Source organism: Pseudomonas sp. IT-P218, assembly GCF_949767605.1.
In the GTDB taxonomy this organism is placed as follows: Bacteria; Pseudomonadota; Gammaproteobacteria; order Pseudomonadales; family Pseudomonadaceae; genus Aquipseudomonas; species Aquipseudomonas putida_AE.
In genome coordinates, this window is sequence record NZ_CATKQQ010000025.1 from 1 (window position 1) to 16,861 (window position 16,861).

The window sequence follows — 16,861 nt, forward strand, 5'->3', positions numbered from 1 at the left end:
ACGCATCAGATATTCGAAGAGGCCATCAAGGCCCGTTGTTTTGCTACTTGCTCGCTGCCCGACACTTCCGATTTCCATTGCAGGAGCTTCGAACATGGTCAATCGTCTTCTCGGCAAATCCCTTCTGGGCCTGGTGGCGGCCGGTGCGCTGGTGCCCCTGGCGCAGGCCGCCGATGCACCAACATTGAACACCGGCAGCACCGCCTGGATGGTCACCGCCACGGTCTTGGTGCTGTTCATGTGCCTGCCCGGTCTCGCCCTGTTTTATGGCGGCCTGGTGCGGGCAAAAAACATGTTGTCGTTGTTCACCCAGTGTTTCGGCATCGCCGGCCTGGTGGGGGTCCTGTGGGTGATCTACGGCTACAGCATGGTGGTCGACTCCACGGGGATGGTCGAGGGCGAGGTGAGCTTCAACAGTTTTGTCGGCGGCCTGAGCCGGGCGTTTCTCGCCGGAATGACCCCGGAAAGCCTGGTCGGCGAGATCCCGGAAGGGGTGTTCGTGACCTTCCAGATGACCTTCGCCATCATCACCCCGGCGCTGATCGCCGGTGCCTTCGCCGAACGCATGAAATTCTCCGCGGCGCTGTTGTTCATGGCGCTGTGGTTCACCCTGGTGTACGCCCCGGTGGCGCACATGGTCTGGGGTGGTGCGGGGGCCTTGATGCATAACTGGGGTGTCCTCGATTTCGCCGGTGGCACCGCCGTGCACATCAATGCCGGTGTCGCCGCGCTGGCCGCCTGCCTGATCCTGGGCAAGCGCAAGGGCTATGAAAATACGCCTATGCCGGCGCACAACCTGAGCCTGACCATGGCCGGTGCCGCCATGCTCTGGGTCGGCTGGTTCGGTTTCAACATCGGTTCCGGTGGCGGCCTCAGCGGCACGTCCGGCGTGGTCATGCTCAACACCCAACTGGGCGCATGCGCCGGGATCCTGGGCTGGATGTTCACCGAGTGGTTCAAGGTCGGCAAACCAAGTGCGCTGGGCCTGGCCAGCGGCGCCCTGGCCGGTCTGGTGGGGATTACGCCGGCGTGCGCCTATGTGGGCGTGGGCGGTGCGCTGGCCATCGGTCTGTTGTGCGGGGTGTTCTGCTACCTGAGCGTCACCGTGCTCAAGCGTCGCTTCGGTTATGACGACAGCCTGGATGTATTCGGGCTTCACGGCATCGGCGGGATGATCGGCGCGGTTTTGACCGGGGTGTTCTGCGTACCGTCCCTGGGCGGGCTGGTAGAAGGCGTGACCATGGGCGGTCAGGTGCTGGCGCAAGTGAAGGGTGTGTTGATGACCACGGTCTATTGCTTCGCCATCAGCTGGATCATTCTCAAGGTGATCAACGCGGTGATCGGCTTGCGCGCCGATGACTCGGTGGAGGAGATGGGCCTGGATCTGGCCGAGCACAACGAGCGTGCCTACAACCACTGATCGACGAGAACCCTGTAACCCTGTAGGAGCGAGCTTGCTCGCGATGGTCTCAAAGGCGCCGCGTGTAACCTGAAAACACGCGTCTTCGTTAACGACCATCGCGAGCAAGCTCGCTCCTACATGTACACGTACATCAGACGAAGGCTGGTTCCGCCTGACGAATTCCCACCGCACGCTGCAACTGGCTGGCGATCAGGGTGTTCTTCAGCAGATAGGCAATGGTCATCGGCCCGACCCCACCGGGCACCGGTGTGATGGCGCTGGCGACCGTGCGCGCACTGGCGTAGTCGACATCGCCGACCAGTCGATTGCCCGACTCGCTGCTGATGCGATTGATCCCCACATCGATCACCACCGCCCCGGGCTTGAGCCAGCTGGCATCGATCAGCCCTGGACGACCCACCGCCGCCACCACTATGTCCGCCAGCCTGCACAAGGCCGGCGCATCGACGCTGCGCGAGTGCACCACACTGACCGAGCAGTCGGCCTGCAACAACAGCGTCGCCATGGGCTTGCCGACAATGTTCGAACGACCGATGACCACGGCGTGCTTGCCACTCAAGTCGCCGCAGGTTTCGTGCAGCAGGCGCATGCAGCCGCTTGGAGTGCAGGGGGTCAGCACTTCGATGCCCTGGACCAGGCCACCGACGTTTTCCCGATGAAACCCGTCCACGTCCTTGATCGGATCGATGGCATGGATCACCGCCGCTTCATCGATGTGGGCCGGCAACGGCAATTGCACCAGGATCCCGTTCACCGTGACGTCGGCGTTCAGTTGCGCGATCAGGTCCAGCACCTCGGCCTGACTGGCGTTTTCCGCCAGGCGGTACTCCAGTGAACGGATGCCGACCTCCCTGGCCCGCAGCAGCTTGTTGCGTACATACACCTCACTGGCCGGGTCCTCACCCACCAGCAGCACGGCCAGGGCCGGGAAAATCTGTTGTCGAGCCAGGACCTCGACCTCTTCTCGAACCTCGTCGAGAACCAGGGCCGAGATGGCTTTGCCGTCGATATCGCGGGCAGGTGCGGGGGTGGCGTTGAGCAAAATAGTCACCGTTGTCTGGATTGAGTGGGAGATGAAGCGATCACCGAGGCGCCGTTGCGCCCCGATGATGGATCAGAGACCTGCGGGCAAGGACGCTCAGGCTACCAGTTGATGGCAGCCATACACCACCAGCACGCCCGCGATCAGCGTGGCATAGGGCAACCAGCCGGCGCGTTTCAGGCCGGCATCGGCCTGTACGTGCAGCTCGTTGAGCATGGCTTGCGGGAAGCGCCCCTTGTCCTGCACGTAGTGGCGATAGCAGAACACCGGCAGGATCAATAGCGCCAGCAGCAGGCCCGTCACCAGGGTTCCGGCACCCCAGATATCGGCGCCCAGGCCCATGCAGGCCAGGTTGACGAAACTCAGTACACCACCGGCCGCCAGCAGCACGGTGGGCGCCTTGTAGGGGCGGACCCAATCCGGGCGATCCAGGCGATGGATCCAGCCGGCGTTGAGGTTGAGGAAGTTGAAGATGATGTAGCTGACGTTCGACGCCGCGAGCACGAAGACATAGTCGGACATCAGCAACAGCAACAGGTTGAACGACAGGTCGGTCCACATGGCGGCGGTGGGTGCACCATGTTCGTTGGTGCGGCCCAGGTATTTCGGCAGCCAGCCATCCACCGACGCCTGGTACAGGGTGCGCGAGGACCCGGACATCGAAGTCATGATCGCCAGCAAGGTGGCAAGGACCAGCATGATCAACACGATATTGGCCACCACCTTGCCGCCGCCGATGCTGTCCGCCATGACCTGGCCAACGCCCATGCCACTGTAGATCGCCGGCGACAACAGACCGCTGTAGACCGCGGGTGTGATCACCGCGCCGCTGCTATCGAGCACCGCCGGTGTCACCAACTGACCTAGACCCAGGCTGCCTTGAAACGCCAGGGGCACCAGGGTGAATACCAGGATGCACAGCAGGCCGGCATAGAAGATCGCCTTGAAGGTGTCGCGCTTGGGGTCCTTGAATTCACGGGTGTAACACACCGCCGTTTCGAAACCGTAGGTCGACCATGCGGCCATGAACAACCCGCCGGCCATCAGCGACCAACCGGACATATCCCAAGGCCCGTCGATGACCTGGCCGGCCGCATCATGGGCCAGGGGGTACAGCGGCAGGAAGTTGGCCTGGGCCGCGTCACCGGTGAACAACGGCACGACGCCCACCAGCAGCAACGGAATCAGCGACGTCACACCGAGCACCAGGGTCAGGCGTGCCGAGCGCAGGATGCCGCCATGCTGCACGGCAAACACCGTCAGCAGGATCAACAGGCCGATGGCGAAGGTCGCATTGACCCGTAGCGACAGGCCGCTCTTGATCCAGCCCAGGTCGAGCAAGGTCAGTTGCCAGGTATTGATCAATGCATCGGCGGGAAACAGCGCGGTGAGGATGTAGCCGGCCGCCAGCCCGGAACCGATCGACAGCACCGGCGACCAGGCCAGCCAGTTGCACCAGACCGACACCGGCGCGATCAGCTTGCTGTAGCGCACCCAGGCCACAGCACCGTAGACCGAGGCGCCCCCGGACTTGTGCGGGAACAGCCCGGCAATTTCGGCATAGGTGAAGGCCTGGATGAAGCCGAACACAATTGACACGATCCAGACGATCCAGGCCGGTTTGCCGACCGTGGCGGCGATGGCGCCGATAGAGAACAGCACCAGGGCGGGCACGCCACTGGCGACCCAGAAAGCCCCGCGCCAATCGATCTTGCGGTGCAGGCTGCCCACCGAACCGGCGGCCTGCGGTACGGCCTCGAACGTAGTCGCTTCCATCTTCGTATTCCCATGTCTTGAGTAGAGCGGCCCGTAGGAGCGAGCTTGCTCGCGATGGACTTGAGAACGCCGCGTTAAACCAGTAAACACGCGTTATCGTTAACGACCATCGCGAGCGAGCTCGCACCTACAGGTGCGTGTATGGGCAGCAAACAATGAATGTGAAGTCGATCAACTGCGTACCCGGCTCTTGTCCGGGTCGTAGAAAATCGCTGCGCTGACCGTGGCGCTGATGCGCTTCTGCAGGCCATCGACTTTGCCGATTTCCAGTTCCGTGCCCGCGTCGGCACAGGCCACATCGACCCGGCACAAGGCGATGTTGCTGGCCAGCAGCGGCGAGCGACAGGCACTGGTGATGACGCCGACCTGGGCCCGGCCGCGGTAGACCGGGTCGCCGTGGTGGGCCGCTTCGTTACCGTTCAATTGCAGGCCCACCAGCTTGTGGGCGGGATGGGCGCTGCGGCGCAGCAGGGCGTCGCGTCCGATGAAGTCATCGGTCTTGCTTTTCAGCGGTACGCAAAAACCGATACCCGCTTCGAATGGATCGGTCTGGTCGCTGAACTCGTAGCCGGCAAACACCAGCCCGGCTTCAATGCGCAGCATGTCCAGCGCTTCCAGGCCCAGCGGCACCATGCCCAAGGGTTGGCCGAGCGCCCAGATCCGGTCCCAGACCTTTTCGGCATCATTGGGGTGGCACCAGACTTCATAACCCAGTTCTCCGGTGTAGCCGGTGCGCGAAATCATCAGGGGGCAGCCGTCGTAATCGTCCAGCCGGCCGACCAGGAAACGGAACCAGCCCAGGGTTTCCAGGCTCGGCTGGGTCGGCGCATTCCAGACCATTTGTTTGAGCAGATCGCGGCTCATCGGGCCTTGCACGGCCAGGTTATGAATCTGCTCACTGGCGGATTTGATCCAGACCTTCATGCCCAGCTTCTGCGCCTGCTCGCGCAGCCAGACTCCGGCGTAGTCCTCGCCGCAGATCCAGCGGAAGTTATCCGGGCCCAGACGCAGCAAGGTGCCGTCGTCGAGCATGCCGCCATGCTCGTGACACATCGCCGAGTACACCACTTGCCCCACCGCCAGGCGCCGCACGTCGCGGGTCAGGCAGTACTGCAACAAGGCTTCGGCGTCGGGGCCGATGATCTCGAACTTGCGCAGGGCGGTCAGGTCCATCACCGCCACCCGTTCGCGGCAACCCAGGTATTCCTCGATGGCGCCATAGCCGTCATAACGCAGGGGCAGCCACCAGTTGCGGTAGTCGACGAAGCTGCGGGTCAGGGCGCTGGTTCGTGAATGGAAGGCCGATTCACGGGTGAGGATCGGGTCGGCATCGGCCGTGGTTCGAGTGCTCATGGCGATGGAAAAACGCTCCTTTTCGCTGTAGATACGGACATGGATATCGGTCGGGTTCCAGCCATTGGCCGGGTCGATGTCATCCGGGCACGAGGTACTGCCGCACAACAGATCGGTCATGGCCCGCAGCAGCACATAGTCGCCGGGGCGTGACCAGGGTTCGTCGAGCGTCATCTGCTGGTGCGCGTCGATCCCGGTATTGAAGAAAAAGTTGATCGCCGGCCAGCCGTTGCGCGGCTTGACCCCGTGGGGCGCCATCACCCGGCTGAGGTTGTCGCTGCAGTTGTCGTGCCCGAAATAGCCGTGGCTCTCGTAGTAGCGAGCGGCGCAGGCCAGGGCGAAGGAGTCGTGGCGGCCGACGGTGTCCTGCACCACCTCGAGCATCGGCTGCATTCGCTGGTCGAAAAACTTCGAAAACAGCCCCGGTGCCGGATAAGCGCTGCCGTTCAAGGTGCGGGTAACGGTCTGGTCCAGGTCCAGTTCCTCACCGCGATCCAGCGCGCGCCGATCCAGGGCGACGAAGTCCGAACACTGGCGTCCGGCGACGTCCAGCACTTGCACGTACTGGCCCTTGCCGACCCTGTAGCTGTGAGCAGTGCCGGGGCTCAGGGTGAACTCGTCCAGCAGTTCACCCAGGGGTTCCGGGAGGGCGGGCAGCAACAGGGACGAGGGATTGGCCCGGGTCATCCACAATCTCAGTTCGCTGGGCCGGTATTGCCGGTCGACCGAGGTCGGCCCGGCGGGGGCGGCGACGATCACCAGCACCTCAGCGCAGGCCACGAAATGCTGGCTGTGGCCGGCGGGGCTGTCGTCGTCCCACAGGGAGGCGGCGGCAGGCAGCTGCTGTGGGTCGACACCGCGCCGCACCAGCGCCTGTTTCACCCGGCGAGCCTGCGCGCTCCCGTCGACCAGGCGTGAAGCGATGAACCGGCAGCTTGGCGAACCGCTCAGCGCCCAATCGCCGAGCGCGCTGCGGCCGTTGATGGTCAACGCCAGCAGCTCGCAGGGCTGTTGGCCTTCGAGGTCGATCACTTGCAGGCTGTCGCCGGGCTGCAGGGCGACCAGGGTCAGGCCACCGGCCGCCACCCGGTAGCGCTCAAGGTCAGGGGCGCGGGCAAAGAGCCCGGGCTCCCGGGGTCGCGAAAAACGAGGTGCTTGCATGACAGGCTCCAGGGTCAGCCGACCGACTTGATGGCGGCGGGCGGTTCACCGAGGTACGCCGCCATGGAGTCGTCCAGGGCCTGCAACCACGGGGTGTGGTGGGGCGGCGACTGGGTGCCGGTCATCAGCGAGCGGTAGGACTTGTCGCGATAACCCATGATGTTTTGCGCCTTGTCATGCTTCCAGTGCAGGAAGGTCTGGTTGACCGCGGCGATGTCGAAGTCGGGGTAGTCGGTGGCATCCACCAGGTGCTGGATGTAGGCGCCCTGGTACTCGAACATCTGCTGGTTGGTCTGCAGCGTCTGTTCCCGTTCATGCCATTGCCGGCTGTCGGCGATCATTTCGGCCTGGCCTGGCAGTTCGATGCGCCCCAGGATGACATCGCGGGCATACCAGGCCTGGGCATCGAACATGTTGAAGGAGTACCACTGATCCTGCATGCCGAGGTAGATCAGCCGCGGGTTGGCTTCCCAGAACACGCCTTTGTAGAGGTTCATCGGCCACAGGCGGTTGTCGGTCTTGAGGCTCAGTTCGTCCGGCAGGAACGGGAAGTGATGCTTGTAACCGGTGCAGAGAATGACCGCGTCGATATGCTTGCTGCTGCCATCGATGAACCAGGCGCGGTTGTTTTCCAGGCGTTGCAGCAGCGGTTTCTCTTCCCAGTTGTCCGGCCAGTTATAGCCCATGGGCGCGGTGCGGTAGCAGCTGGTGATGCTGCGGGCGCCGTACTTGTAGCATTGCGAACCGATGTCTTCGGCGGAATAGCTGCTGCCGACGATCAACAGGTCCTTGCCCTTGAACTCCAGCGCCTCACGGAAATCGTGGGCGTGCAGGATGCGCCCGGCGAACTGTTCGAAGCCTTCGAAGTACGGCACCTTGGGTGTGGAGAAGTGGCCGCAGGCGTTGATCACGTAGTCGAACTGTTCGCAGGTCAGCGTATCGCTGTTGTAGTCGTGGGCGTGCAGGGTGAAGCGCTGGCTTTGCTCATCGAACGTGACCTGGCGCACCACGTTGTTGAAGCGGATGTAGTCACGTACGCCAGCCTTTTCCACCCGGCCCTTGATGTAGTCCCACAGCACTTCGCGTGGCGGGTAGGAGCCGATGGCGCGGCCGAAATGCTCTTCGAAGGTGTAGTCGGCGAACTCCAGGCATTCCTTGGGGCCGTTCGACCACAGGTAGCGGTACATGCTGCCGTGCACCGGTTCACCATTCTCGTCCAGGCCGGTGCGCCAGGTGTAGTTCCACATGCCGCCCCAGTCGCTCTGCTTTTCGAAGCAGACCAGTTCGGGGATGTCGGCGCCCTTGTCGCGGGCCGACTGGAAAGCGCGAAGTTGCGCCAGGCCGCAAGGTCCGGCGCCGATGATTGCCACGCGTAAAGTCATGATCGTGCCTCGTAATGGCTCTTGGGATAAAGGGCAGGCGCGCTCAGCGAAAGATCACTGTCTTGTCCTGGTTGATGAACACCCGGTGTTCCAGGTGGTATTTGAGGGCTTTGGACAGGGCCACGGTTTCGGTATCGCGGCCGATGGCGACCAGGGAGTCGGGCAGATGGGTGTGATCGACCCGCTGGATTTCCTGCTCGATGATCGGTCCCTCGTCGAGGTCGCTGGTGACGTAGTGCGCCGTGGCCCCGATCAGCTTCACGCCTCGGTCGTAGGCCTGGTGATACGGCTTGGCCCCCTTGAAGCCCGGCAGGAACGAGTGATGGATATTGATGGCGCGACCGGACAGCTGTTGGCACAGTCCATCGGAGAGGATCTGCATGTAGCGGGCAAGGACCACGAGGTCGGTGCGGGTATCCTCGACGATGCGCATCAACTCGGCTTCTTGACTGGCCTTGGTGTCCTTGGTGATGGGCAGGTAGATGAAACGAATGCCTTCGCGTTCGGCCATGGCCCGCAGGTCGAGGTGGTTGGAGACCACTGCCGTGATGGTCATGTCCATTTCGCCTTTGCGGTGGCGATACAGCAGGTCGGTCAGGCAATGGTCGAATTTGCTGACCATCAGCAACACCCGGGTCGGCTGGCTGGTGCAGAAGAGTTGCCACTGCATGTCGAAGCCGCTGGCCATGTCGCCCAGGTCTTCGCGCAGGGCACCGACATCGCCGGTGATGCCGGCGTTGAAGCGAAACACCGCGCGCATGAAAAACTGCCCGGTGAATTCGTCGTCGAATTGTGCGAGCTCGCTGATGTAGCAGTGTTGCGCCGCCAGGCAGGTGGTGATGGCGGCGACGATGCCGGAGGCTGCCGGGCAACTGATCTTGAGAATGTAGTGTTCGGGGGTATCCATCATGGGCTCCTTGATGAAATGAAAATGACGGCTCAGCCCTTGGCCGTGCGCTTGGTTTTTTCCGGGTCGTCGAAGGGCAGGGCATGGGTTACCGCCGCGCTGTCCTGGCTGCCGCGAACCTGCAGGGCAATACCTGGAACGGAGCAGGCAACGTTCATGCGGGCGATGGCCATGGAACGCTTGCTCAGGCGTGAATACATGCCACAGGTGATCACCCCGACTTGTTTGTCGCCTTGCCAGAGGGTGTCGCCGGCCTCGGCAGGGCGGACGCCTTCGAGCAGTACGCCGGTGATCTTGAAACGCTCCTGGCCGCGCAGTCGAAAGTGTTCTTCGGCACCGCGGAAATCGCGTTTGTCCGGGGAGACGGTGAAGTCCAGACCCATTTCCCACAGGGTGTCGCCCGCCTTCTGGTCGGCGAAGGGGTACATCTGCGAGTTGTCGTAGGGAAAGAACATCAACGAGCTTTCCACCCGCAACCAGTCCAGCGCGGTGAAGGCGCAGGGGATGATGCCCAGGCCCGCACCCTGTTCGAGAATCGAGTCCCACAGCGCCGGGGCATCGGCCGCCTTGCAAAAGATCTCGTAGCCTCGCTCGCCGGTGTAGCCGGTCCGGGAGATCATTACCGGGCGGTCGAACAGGCGGGTCTGCAAGTGATGGAAGTAGGGCAGCTGACGAATACCGGGGACGTGCTCGGCGAGAAAGTCCACTGCCAATGGCCCTTGCAGCGAGAGGTCGTGCAAGTCGTCGTCGAACAACACCGCCACTTGCCGGCCCTGGGATGAGCGCACCAGCATTTCGTGGCCGCTGCCGGCGCCATGCACCACCATGAACGCGTTGGGTCCGGTGCGGTAGACGATGCAGTCATCGACGAACTTGCCGTCCTCGTCGAGCATCGAGGCGTACACCGATTTGCCCGGGTAGAGCTTGGCGATGTCACGGGTGGTGGCCCACTGCAACAGGCTTTCGGCGTGGGGGCCGACGTAGTGGACTTTCTTCAACCCGGACACATCCATCAACCCGGCCCGGGTGCGGATCGCCTGATGATGATCGGCCAGTTCACTGCTGTAGGTCCAGGCAGTGCCCATGCCGTTCCAGTCTTCCAGGTTCGAGCCGAGTGCGCGGTGCCGTTCGGCCAGTGCAGAAATACGCCATGAGTGAGCCATGTGAGGATCCTTGTCGGAAGAAAGTGGTAAGGGGTCAGGCTTGCGGGTCGAAGCGGCTCAGCCACTGGACCAGAGTCTGTCGGTAGCGGCTCATGCCCTTGTAGTCGGCGATCGGCTCGGGCAGGTCGCGCAGGACGCGGTGCAGGCGGCAGCCCCAGCCGGGCTGAGTGACCAGCTCATCCATGCTGATCAGGTAGGTGCGGATGCTGAACATCACCGCGTTGCTGCGGGGCAAGCGGGCCATCACTTGCAGTTCGACCCGCAGATGCACTTGCTGCCCGACGTTGCCAGCCGTAATGCGCCCACGGTCGGCGCCCCATTCATGGAACGTCTCGGGTGAGGAGTCGAGGCGCGGATTGATGGTCAGCGTCCAGTTCAGGCGGCGAACCGGCTTCCCGACCTGCAAGGCCAGCAGGTACTTGAGTGCGCGGTCGAACACGCCCATCTGATGGGCCATGGGCACGGGCGAATGCCACTGCTTGAAACTCATGCCGGCGTCGAATGCCAGGGACCAGTCGGCTGGGCTCGTGACCATGCCGGCGTCCATGTACAGATCACCGTCGCGCTGGTCGAGCAGGGCGAAATCCCCCTGGACCTGGCGGGTGATGAACTCCAGCGGCTCGCAGGGCAGGCTCGCGGCATCGCCGAAGACAAAGTGCTGGTCGATGTCCAGCAGCTGATTGCGCCAATGCCAGTGCTCGCCCTGACGCGCCAGCACAAACCACTGCGGATAATCGGCGGCGAGCTGCTCCATGAGCATCTGCAGGGCATCCCACGCTGCCACTTGCATGTGCGGCATCACCAGGTAGCGGCGCGGGTCCTTGTCCAGTACCAGGGCGCGTTCGGCCATTTCCGAACGGTAGTGTTCGTCGATGTCGAAGCCGTGCTGGTAAATCGAACCAGGGTCCCGGGACGTGGCCGGTTCGATGTTCACCGAATACAGGTAGCTGTCCTCGGTGAACGGGAATGGAAAGCGGCGGATGGCGGCGGGGCTGTTGCGAAAACTGAAGTCGTTGCGGTAGCTCAGCACCGGGCTGGATGGAATGGTCATGGTCGACTCCTAGAGGTCTAGCGAAACGCAGGGGCCGCGGCCGCGAGAGACGCAGGGCATGAGAAATTCGCCCTGCTCGGCGGGGCTGAGGAAGCTGTCGCGGTGTTCGATGTCGCCGCGCACATGGCGGGTCATGCATTGGCCGCAGACCCCGCCGCGACACAGGTTGGGCACCTGCAGGCCGGCGGACTCCAGCGCTTCGAGCAGACTCTGTTCAGCGCCGACCCGCAGGCGCTGCCCGCTGCGCAGCAGTTCCAGGTCAAAGGCTTGCCCAGGTTCTGCGGCCTTGAAGGCCTCCCAGTGCACCCGCATCGAAGGCCAGCCCAGGGCCTTGGCCTGTTGCCGGACTGCATCGAGCAAGGGTTGCGGGCCACAGGTATAGACATGGCTGCCCAGCGGGCGGTCGCGCAAGATGGTGTCCAGGTCCGGGCGGGCGCTGTAGGTGTGCAGTCGCGAGCCCAGCCGTTGTTGCAAGGGCTCGAGATAGGCATCGCTCAGGCCAGGGCGATACAGGTAATGCAGTTCGAAATCGGCCTGGCGTCGCTCCAGCTCGGCGATGTGCGCCATGAACGGCGTGATGCCGATGCCGCCGGCGATGAGGATGTGCAGGCGGGCGGGGGCGTGCAGGGCGAACAGGTTGGCCGGCGGCGATATCTGCAGGGTGTCACCCACCTGGACGTGTCGATGCAGGTACTGTGAGCCGCCGCGGGAGGCTTCCTGCAGGCGTACGGCGATGCGGTAGTGCTGGCGGTCCGCCGGGTCGCTGGTCAACGAATAGGCATTGCGCACCTGGCCGCTGCCCAGTGGCAGGTGCACCTGCACATGACTGCCGGCGGAGAATCCCGGCAGGGTGCCGCTGCAGGGTTCCAGGGTGAGTTCGCGCACCACGGGGGTGAGCATGTCGGCCGTGCTGACCCGGACCTTCAGCGAGGCGCTCATGGCTGGACTCCGGCGTAGGGCTGGTCGGGATCGCTGCAGACGCCGAGGTAAGCCCCCAGGCGTTGGGAAAAGTGCTGGCGCACCTCCAGCCCGACTTCACAGCGCTCGCAGGTCATCGCTGGCTGCGGCCCGCACGCCTGGGTCAGTCCGCAATGCACGCAATACACCTGGCGCGGGCCGACGGTGGCGTGGGTGATGTCGATCTCGTCGTCTTCCAGCCCGGCGGCGCGAGCCTGGGCATGGATGCGCCAGACGAATGCCTCGTCGCCCATGATGTACAGGTGACTGCCCACGGTGGCGCTGCCCAGTACCTGCTGCAGGCGCGCTTGGAAGTCGCTGTTCTGCTGGTTCAGCACCAGGGGCTGTTGCAAGTCGCCGACAAAGGACGCGCAGGCGGCCGCCGATTGCATGACCACGATATGGCGGGTGGCGGCTTCACGAGGCTGGGGCTGGCGATAGCGCGGCAGGCTGTGAAGTCGATCCGGAGCGGCGCTGTGTCTATCCGTCATGCTGGCTTTCCTGTTGATCCGCCCCTGTTTGCGGGGCGGGAAAGGTGGCGTTGCACAGGGCGTGTTGTTTCCTGCTGAGGAAGATAATTTCCTACGGGGAAAAATCTCTCAATCCAGAAAAAGCGCTATCTCTTTGGGGGTAGGTCGAGCACGGCGGCCATTCAGGGCATGGAAGTTGCTCGTCCTTGTTCACAGCCGAGCAAGCGGACGGGGAGTGATCGAGAGTGCGAACACGAGTGCAGTGGTGGCCGCTCTGGTTGGGGCGTATCCGTCCCGAACAGGCGCGCAGCGTGCGCCAGCTGTTGGCCGGGTTGCCCTTGAGCCAGGTGCACGCTGACGGTGCCCTGGCGGTTTTTCTGGACCGTTTCGAAGCACTGTTGCCCGCTTGCCAGCTGAATCTGGTCCTGGCCGGTGTCGAGCCGACGCCGGCTCGGCGCGGCGTGATCGAGGGTTGCCAGGGCGTGCTGGACTGCCCACGGCGTGCCTCGGCAGCGAGTGAATCCGCCCAGGCCTGCGGCCCTTGTCGGCAACGGGGCGTGCATCGCCTGCTGTGTTCCGTACCCAACGGCGACCAACCCGGCAGCAGCGGCTGGTTGCTGCTCGATACGCCGCGTGCGGCCGGTGCGAGCTGGCGCCAGTTGCTGGAGGAGGCCGCGCAGGCCGTGGACGTCAGCGTGCGTCTGCTCTGTCACAGCCGTGAACAGCAGCGTCGGCAGGCGACTTTCCGGCACGGTGCACTGGCCCGTGAACTGCACGATTCGGTGGCGCAGCAGCTGGGTTATCTGTCGTTCCAGGCGAGTCTGCTGCAGTCGCAGCTGGGCGCGCCTGCGCAGGCGGCTGCGGTGTTGCAGGAGCTGCGCGGCGGCTTGAGCCAGTTGCAGCGCCAGGTACGTGAATTGATCACCAGCGCCCGCCTGACCATGGACGGGCGTTCCCTGCGCCAGGCCCTGGCCGACTCGGTCGCGGAGTTCTCGCGGCGCTGCATCATCGTGTTCGAACTGGACAACCGCCTGGCCGACGATGCCCTGGGCGCGGAAACCGAATTGCAGGTACTGCAGATCATCCGCGAGGCGCTGGCCAACGCTGTACGCCATTCCCATGCACGGCATGTGCGCATCGAGTTGCGGCAAGACCAGGACGGCGCTGTGTCGGTGTCGGTGGAGGATGACGGCATCGGCTTGAGCCCGGCGTCCGGGGAGGACAACCATTTCGGCCTGGCGATCATCCGCGAGCGGGCCGCGAGCATTGGTGCGCGCCTGGCCATCGAGGCCATCCGCCCGCACGGGGTACGCGTACACCTTGGCCTTTGCCGTCACCAGGATTTGCCTGAGGGGAGTTTCGATGGACTGCACGACCTTGTTACTGATCGATGATCACCCGTTGTTTCGCAAGGGCCTGGCCCAGCTGTTCGGTGCCAGCGACGACTTTGAAGTGGTGGGCCAGGCCGCCAGTGGCCGCGAAGGCATCAATCTGGCCGTGAGCCTGGCGCCGCAACAGGTCCTGCTTGACCTGCACATGCCCGGCTTGAGCGGCTTGCAGGTCCTCGATGAGCTGCGCCAGTTGCGCCTCGACTGTCAGGTGGTGGTGCTCACCGCGTCGATGGATCGCGCCGCACTGCTGATGGCCCTGCGCCTGGGGGCCAGTGGTTATGTGCTCAAGGAAACCGAGCCCGATGCACTGCTGGACTACATGCGCAATTGCAACCGGGGCGCGATCGTCCTGGATTCGACCCTGATTGCCCTGCTGGCCGACCAGGACGCGCCGACGCCCCGGCCCGGGCACGATCTTGAGCACGCCGATACTCATAACCTGACCGAGCGCGAAGGCCAGACGCTGGCCTTGATCGCCGCCGGCATGAGCAATAAGCAGATCGGCCGGGAACTGGGGATCAGCGACGGCACGGTGAAGATCTATGTGAAGAATCTCTTGCAGAAGCTCAGTCTGCACTCGCGCCTGGAGCTGGCGGCCTGGGTGCATAACGGCGCATCGGTGAGACATGAGGAGCGCCATTAGATGATCGATCACCCCGAGGCAATCGTCCCACCAGCGCCTGTGCAGCGGATGGATCACTTCCCGGCGGCGTTGCTTGAACTGGCCGATGACGGTCGCATCGTCCACTTCAACCTGGCGTGGGTCGAGCTGATGGATCGACCCCAGGGCGAGCGTTACCTGATTGACCATGTGCACCACGAAGACCGATCGATGTGGCGCCAGGCGCTGCATGAATTGCGGCGGCGGCCCGAGACTTCGTTCAACCAGCGTCTGCGTTTCGTGCACCCCTCGGGGGAGTTGCGCTGGTTCGAGGTCAGCCTCAAGCGCGGTGACCAGGGGTTCTATCTGGTAGCGGGGGATATCACCGTGCACAAGCGGCGCGAGATTGCCTTGCTGGCCAGCCAGCGCAGTTGCATGAGTTTGCTCGACAGCATGCCGGGGCTGATCTACCGCGGCCGCAACAACCGGGACTGGACCATGGAATTCGTCAGCGCCGGGTGCCTGCAACTGACCGGCTATCCCGCGGAGCGGCTGGTGGACAATCACGAATTCACCTACAACAGCCTGATCCTGGCGCAGGACGCCGATTATGTCTGGCGCGAAGTGCAATATGCCCTGTCACGGCGCGAGCCGTTCGAACTCAACTACCGGATTCGCTGCGCCGATCAATCGATCAAGCACGTCTGGGAGAAGGGGGTGGGGATCTACGCCGATACCCGAGAAGTGTTGGGTATCGAAGGGGCCATTTTCGAGCGCAACGCCGGGCACTGAGTCCGGCGTTGTGTTCTTGAGGGATGGATCAGGACAGTTCAGCGATGCGTTCGCCGCGCTTGCCGAGCTTCATCAGCCAGTAATAACTCAAGGCCGGCACCAGCAAGCCGACCAGCCAGGCCAGGTCGACGCCATCGAGCGCCGTGGCGACCGGACCGACATAGAGCGTGGTATTCATGAACGGAATCTCCAGGGCAATCGCCAGGACAAAACTGCCGCAGGCGATCCAGTTGACCCGCCCGTAAATCCCGTTGAGGTCGAAGATGTCGTCGATCCGGTATTCACCTTTGCGCAGGCAATAGAAGTCCACCAGGTTGATCGCCGTCCAGGGGATCAGGAAGTAGCTCATGAAGAAAATGAAGTTGAGGAAGAAGGTGATGAAATCGTCCTGACTGATGGTGCACAGGCCGGTCGCCACCACGCTGATCACCAGCATGAACAGGCCACGCACCCGCGGCGTCACTTTCAATCTTGCGAAGGGTTCGATCACGGTGATGGTCGACATGAACGCCCCGTACAGGTTGAACACGTTGATCGACACCTGGCCATAGACGATGAACGCGAACAGCAGGATCGCGCCGCTGCCGAACAGCCCGGCGACATGGCCGCCGACGTTGCTGGAAAAGTCGCCGATGCCGACGCTCAGGATCGCCCCGAGAATCATCATCCAGGCACCGCCGCTGACCGTGCCGGCGTAGCTGTACCAGAACACCTGTGCGGCCGACGTATTGCTCGGCAGATAACGCGAATAGTCGGCGACATAGGGCGCATAGGACAGCTGCCAGGTCACGGCGATGCTCACCGCCACCAGGAACTTCGACAGCGAGAACCCCGTCGGCAGCCATTGCTCGGCCGGGATCGACAGCTGCAGGGCGAACAGCGTGGCGGCGGCGAAGACCAGCAGGGAGAGGATCGACAGCAGCTTCTGCAAGCGGTGAATCAGCCGGTAGCCAAACAGCGCTACCACGAAGCACAGGGCGCCGATCAGGTAGATGTTGCCGCTGGCCGGCAGCGGGCTGACCGACTCCAGCGCCTGGGCCGCCAGCAGGGTATTGCTGACGAAGAACCCGAGGTAGATCAGCATTACGAACAGCAGCGGCAACACCGCCCCGAGCACGCCGAATTGCGCGCGGCTCTGGATCATCTGCGGAATGCCCAATTTGGGCCCCTGGGCGGAATGGGAGGCCATGAAAATCGCCCCCAGCAACGAGCCGACGACGATTGCCAGGGCGCTCCAGAACAGGTTGAGCCCCATCACCACCGGCAGCACACCGGAGGCGATGGTGGTGATGTTCATGTTGGCGCCGAACCAGATGAAGAACAGCGACCCCGGCCGGCCATGGCGTTCGCCTTCGGGGATGAAATCGATGCTTCTTTTTTCGACTTGCATGG

14 protein-coding genes are annotated in these 16,861 nt (G+C 63.4%); 4 read left to right on the forward strand and 10 right to left on the reverse strand.

All coding sequences use genetic code 11. From position 1 onward, the window contains the following. The first annotated feature begins 94 nt into the window (after positions 1-94). Complete coding sequence (locus ACM6I6_RS16775; protein ID WP_274077850.1) at positions 95-1,420, forward strand: ammonium transporter; 1,326 nt, start codon at positions 95-97, stop codon at positions 1,418-1,420. Positions 1,421-1,553: 133 nt separating this feature from the next. Here ACM6I6_RS16775 and folD read toward each other — a convergent pair whose 3' ends face one another. The 9 genes from folD to ACM6I6_RS16820 form a co-directional block, all read right to left on the reverse strand. Then, positions 1,554-2,474, reverse strand: a complete 921-nt coding sequence (gene folD, locus ACM6I6_RS16780) for a bifunctional methylenetetrahydrofolate dehydrogenase/methenyltetrahydrofolate cyclohydrolase FolD (RefSeq protein WP_414920274.1) — start codon at positions 2,472-2,474, stop codon at positions 1,554-1,556. Positions 2,475-2,561: 87 nt separating this feature from the next. Then, on the reverse strand, positions 2,562-4,241 hold the full coding sequence (locus tag ACM6I6_RS16785) for an APC family permease (RefSeq protein WP_274077851.1): 1,680 nt from the start codon (positions 4,239-4,241) through the stop codon (positions 2,562-2,564). Positions 4,242-4,412: 171 nt separating this feature from the next. Further along, positions 4,413-6,755 (reverse strand): DUF1989 domain-containing protein, encoded by a 2,343-nt coding sequence (locus ACM6I6_RS16790; RefSeq protein ID WP_414920275.1) that lies wholly within the window; start codon positions 6,753-6,755, stop codon positions 4,413-4,415. A 14-nt stretch (positions 6,756-6,769) separates the two neighbouring features. Next, positions 6,770-8,137, reverse strand: coding sequence for an NAD(P)-binding domain-containing protein (locus ACM6I6_RS16795; protein ID WP_274077853.1), 1,368 nt, complete (start codon positions 8,135-8,137; stop codon positions 6,770-6,772). Between the two features lie 43 nt (positions 8,138-8,180). Further along, entirely contained in the window at positions 8,181-9,047 is an 867-nt protein-coding gene (purU, locus tag ACM6I6_RS16800) for a formyltetrahydrofolate deformylase (protein ID WP_274077854.1), read from the reverse strand. A 29-nt stretch (positions 9,048-9,076) separates the two neighbouring features. Then, entirely contained in the window at positions 9,077-10,207 is a 1,131-nt protein-coding gene (locus tag ACM6I6_RS16805) for an aminomethyltransferase family protein (protein ID WP_274077855.1), read from the reverse strand. 34 nt (positions 10,208-10,241) lie between these two features. Then, complete coding sequence (locus ACM6I6_RS16810; RefSeq protein ID WP_414920276.1) at positions 10,242-11,258, reverse strand: heme-dependent oxidative N-demethylase family protein; 1,017 nt, start codon at positions 11,256-11,258, stop codon at positions 10,242-10,244. A 9-nt stretch (positions 11,259-11,267) separates the two neighbouring features. After that, positions 11,268-12,197: a PDR/VanB family oxidoreductase gene (locus ACM6I6_RS16815; protein ID WP_353924587.1), complete on the reverse strand. Its 930-nt coding sequence runs from the start codon at positions 12,195-12,197 to the stop codon at positions 11,268-11,270. Further along, positions 12,194-12,706 carry a dimethylamine monooxygenase subunit DmmA family protein gene (locus tag ACM6I6_RS16820; protein ID WP_274077858.1) on the reverse strand — a complete coding sequence of 171 codons (513 nt, stop codon included), beginning with the start codon at positions 12,704-12,706 and terminating at the stop codon, positions 12,194-12,196. Before ACM6I6_RS16820 ends, ACM6I6_RS16815 begins: the two co-directional genes overlap by 4 nt. A 224-nt stretch (positions 12,707-12,930) precedes the next feature. Here ACM6I6_RS16820 and ACM6I6_RS16825 point away from each other — a divergent pair, with 224 nt between their 5' ends. The 3 genes from ACM6I6_RS16825 to ACM6I6_RS16835 are packed head-to-tail and all read left to right on the forward strand — an operon-like array spanning position 12,931 to position 15,469. Beyond that, positions 12,931-14,079 (forward strand): ATP-binding protein, encoded by a 1,149-nt coding sequence (locus ACM6I6_RS16825; protein ID WP_323607475.1) that lies wholly within the window; start codon positions 12,931-12,933, stop codon positions 14,077-14,079. Next, a complete protein-coding gene (locus tag ACM6I6_RS16830) occupies positions 14,048-14,719 on the forward strand; it encodes a response regulator (RefSeq protein WP_414920277.1) in 672 nt (223 codons plus the stop codon). Before ACM6I6_RS16825 ends, ACM6I6_RS16830 begins: the two co-directional genes overlap by 32 nt. Then, complete coding sequence (locus ACM6I6_RS16835) at positions 14,720-15,469, forward strand: PAS domain-containing protein (RefSeq protein WP_414920278.1); 750 nt, start codon at positions 14,720-14,722, stop codon at positions 15,467-15,469. Positions 15,470-15,497: 28 nt separating this feature from the next. Here the strand turns inward: ACM6I6_RS16835 and ACM6I6_RS16840 are convergent, their stop codons facing one another. Further along, positions 15,498-16,859, reverse strand: coding sequence for a purine-cytosine permease family protein (locus ACM6I6_RS16840; protein ID WP_414920279.1), 1,362 nt, complete (start codon positions 16,857-16,859; stop codon positions 15,498-15,500). Between the last annotated feature and the right edge of the window lie 2 nt (positions 16,860-16,861).

Excerpts from the sequence above, each read along its gene's own strand:
- ACM6I6_RS16815 (WP_353924587.1), bottom strand. The coding sequence starts at position 12,197 with ATGAGCGCCTCGCTGAAGGTCCGGGTCAGCACGGCCGACATGCTCACC.
- ACM6I6_RS16790 (WP_414920275.1), bottom strand. The coding sequence starts at position 6,755 with ATGCAAGCACCTCGTTTTTCGCGACCCCGGGAGCCCGGGCTCTTTGCC.
- ACM6I6_RS16840 (WP_414920279.1), bottom strand. The coding sequence starts at position 16,859 with ATGCAAGTCGAAAAAAGAAGCATCGATTTCATCCCCGAAGGCGAACGC.
- ACM6I6_RS16795 (WP_274077853.1), bottom strand. The coding sequence starts at position 8,137 with ATGACTTTACGCGTGGCAATCATCGGCGCCGGACCTTGCGGCCTGGCG.
- ACM6I6_RS16830 (WP_414920277.1), top strand. The coding sequence starts at position 14,048 with ATGGACTGCACGACCTTGTTACTGATCGATGATCACCCGTTGTTTCGC.
- ACM6I6_RS16775 (WP_274077850.1), top strand. The coding sequence starts at position 95 with ATGGTCAATCGTCTTCTCGGCAAATCCCTTCTGGGCCTGGTGGCGGCC.
- ACM6I6_RS16785 (WP_274077851.1), bottom strand. The coding sequence starts at position 4,241 with ATGGAAGCGACTACGTTCGAGGCCGTACCGCAGGCCGCCGGTTCGGTG.
- ACM6I6_RS16810 (WP_414920276.1), bottom strand. The coding sequence starts at position 11,258 with ATGACCATTCCATCCAGCCCGGTGCTGAGCTACCGCAACGACTTCAGT.
- ACM6I6_RS16805 (WP_274077855.1), bottom strand. The coding sequence starts at position 10,207 with ATGGCTCACTCATGGCGTATTTCTGCACTGGCCGAACGGCACCGCGCA.
- ACM6I6_RS16835 (WP_414920278.1), top strand. The coding sequence starts at position 14,720 with ATGATCGATCACCCCGAGGCAATCGTCCCACCAGCGCCTGTGCAGCGG.
- ACM6I6_RS16820 (WP_274077858.1), bottom strand. The coding sequence starts at position 12,706 with ATGACGGATAGACACAGCGCCGCTCCGGATCGACTTCACAGCCTGCCG.
- purU (WP_274077854.1), bottom strand. The coding sequence starts at position 9,047 with ATGATGGATACCCCCGAACACTACATTCTCAAGATCAGTTGCCCGGCA.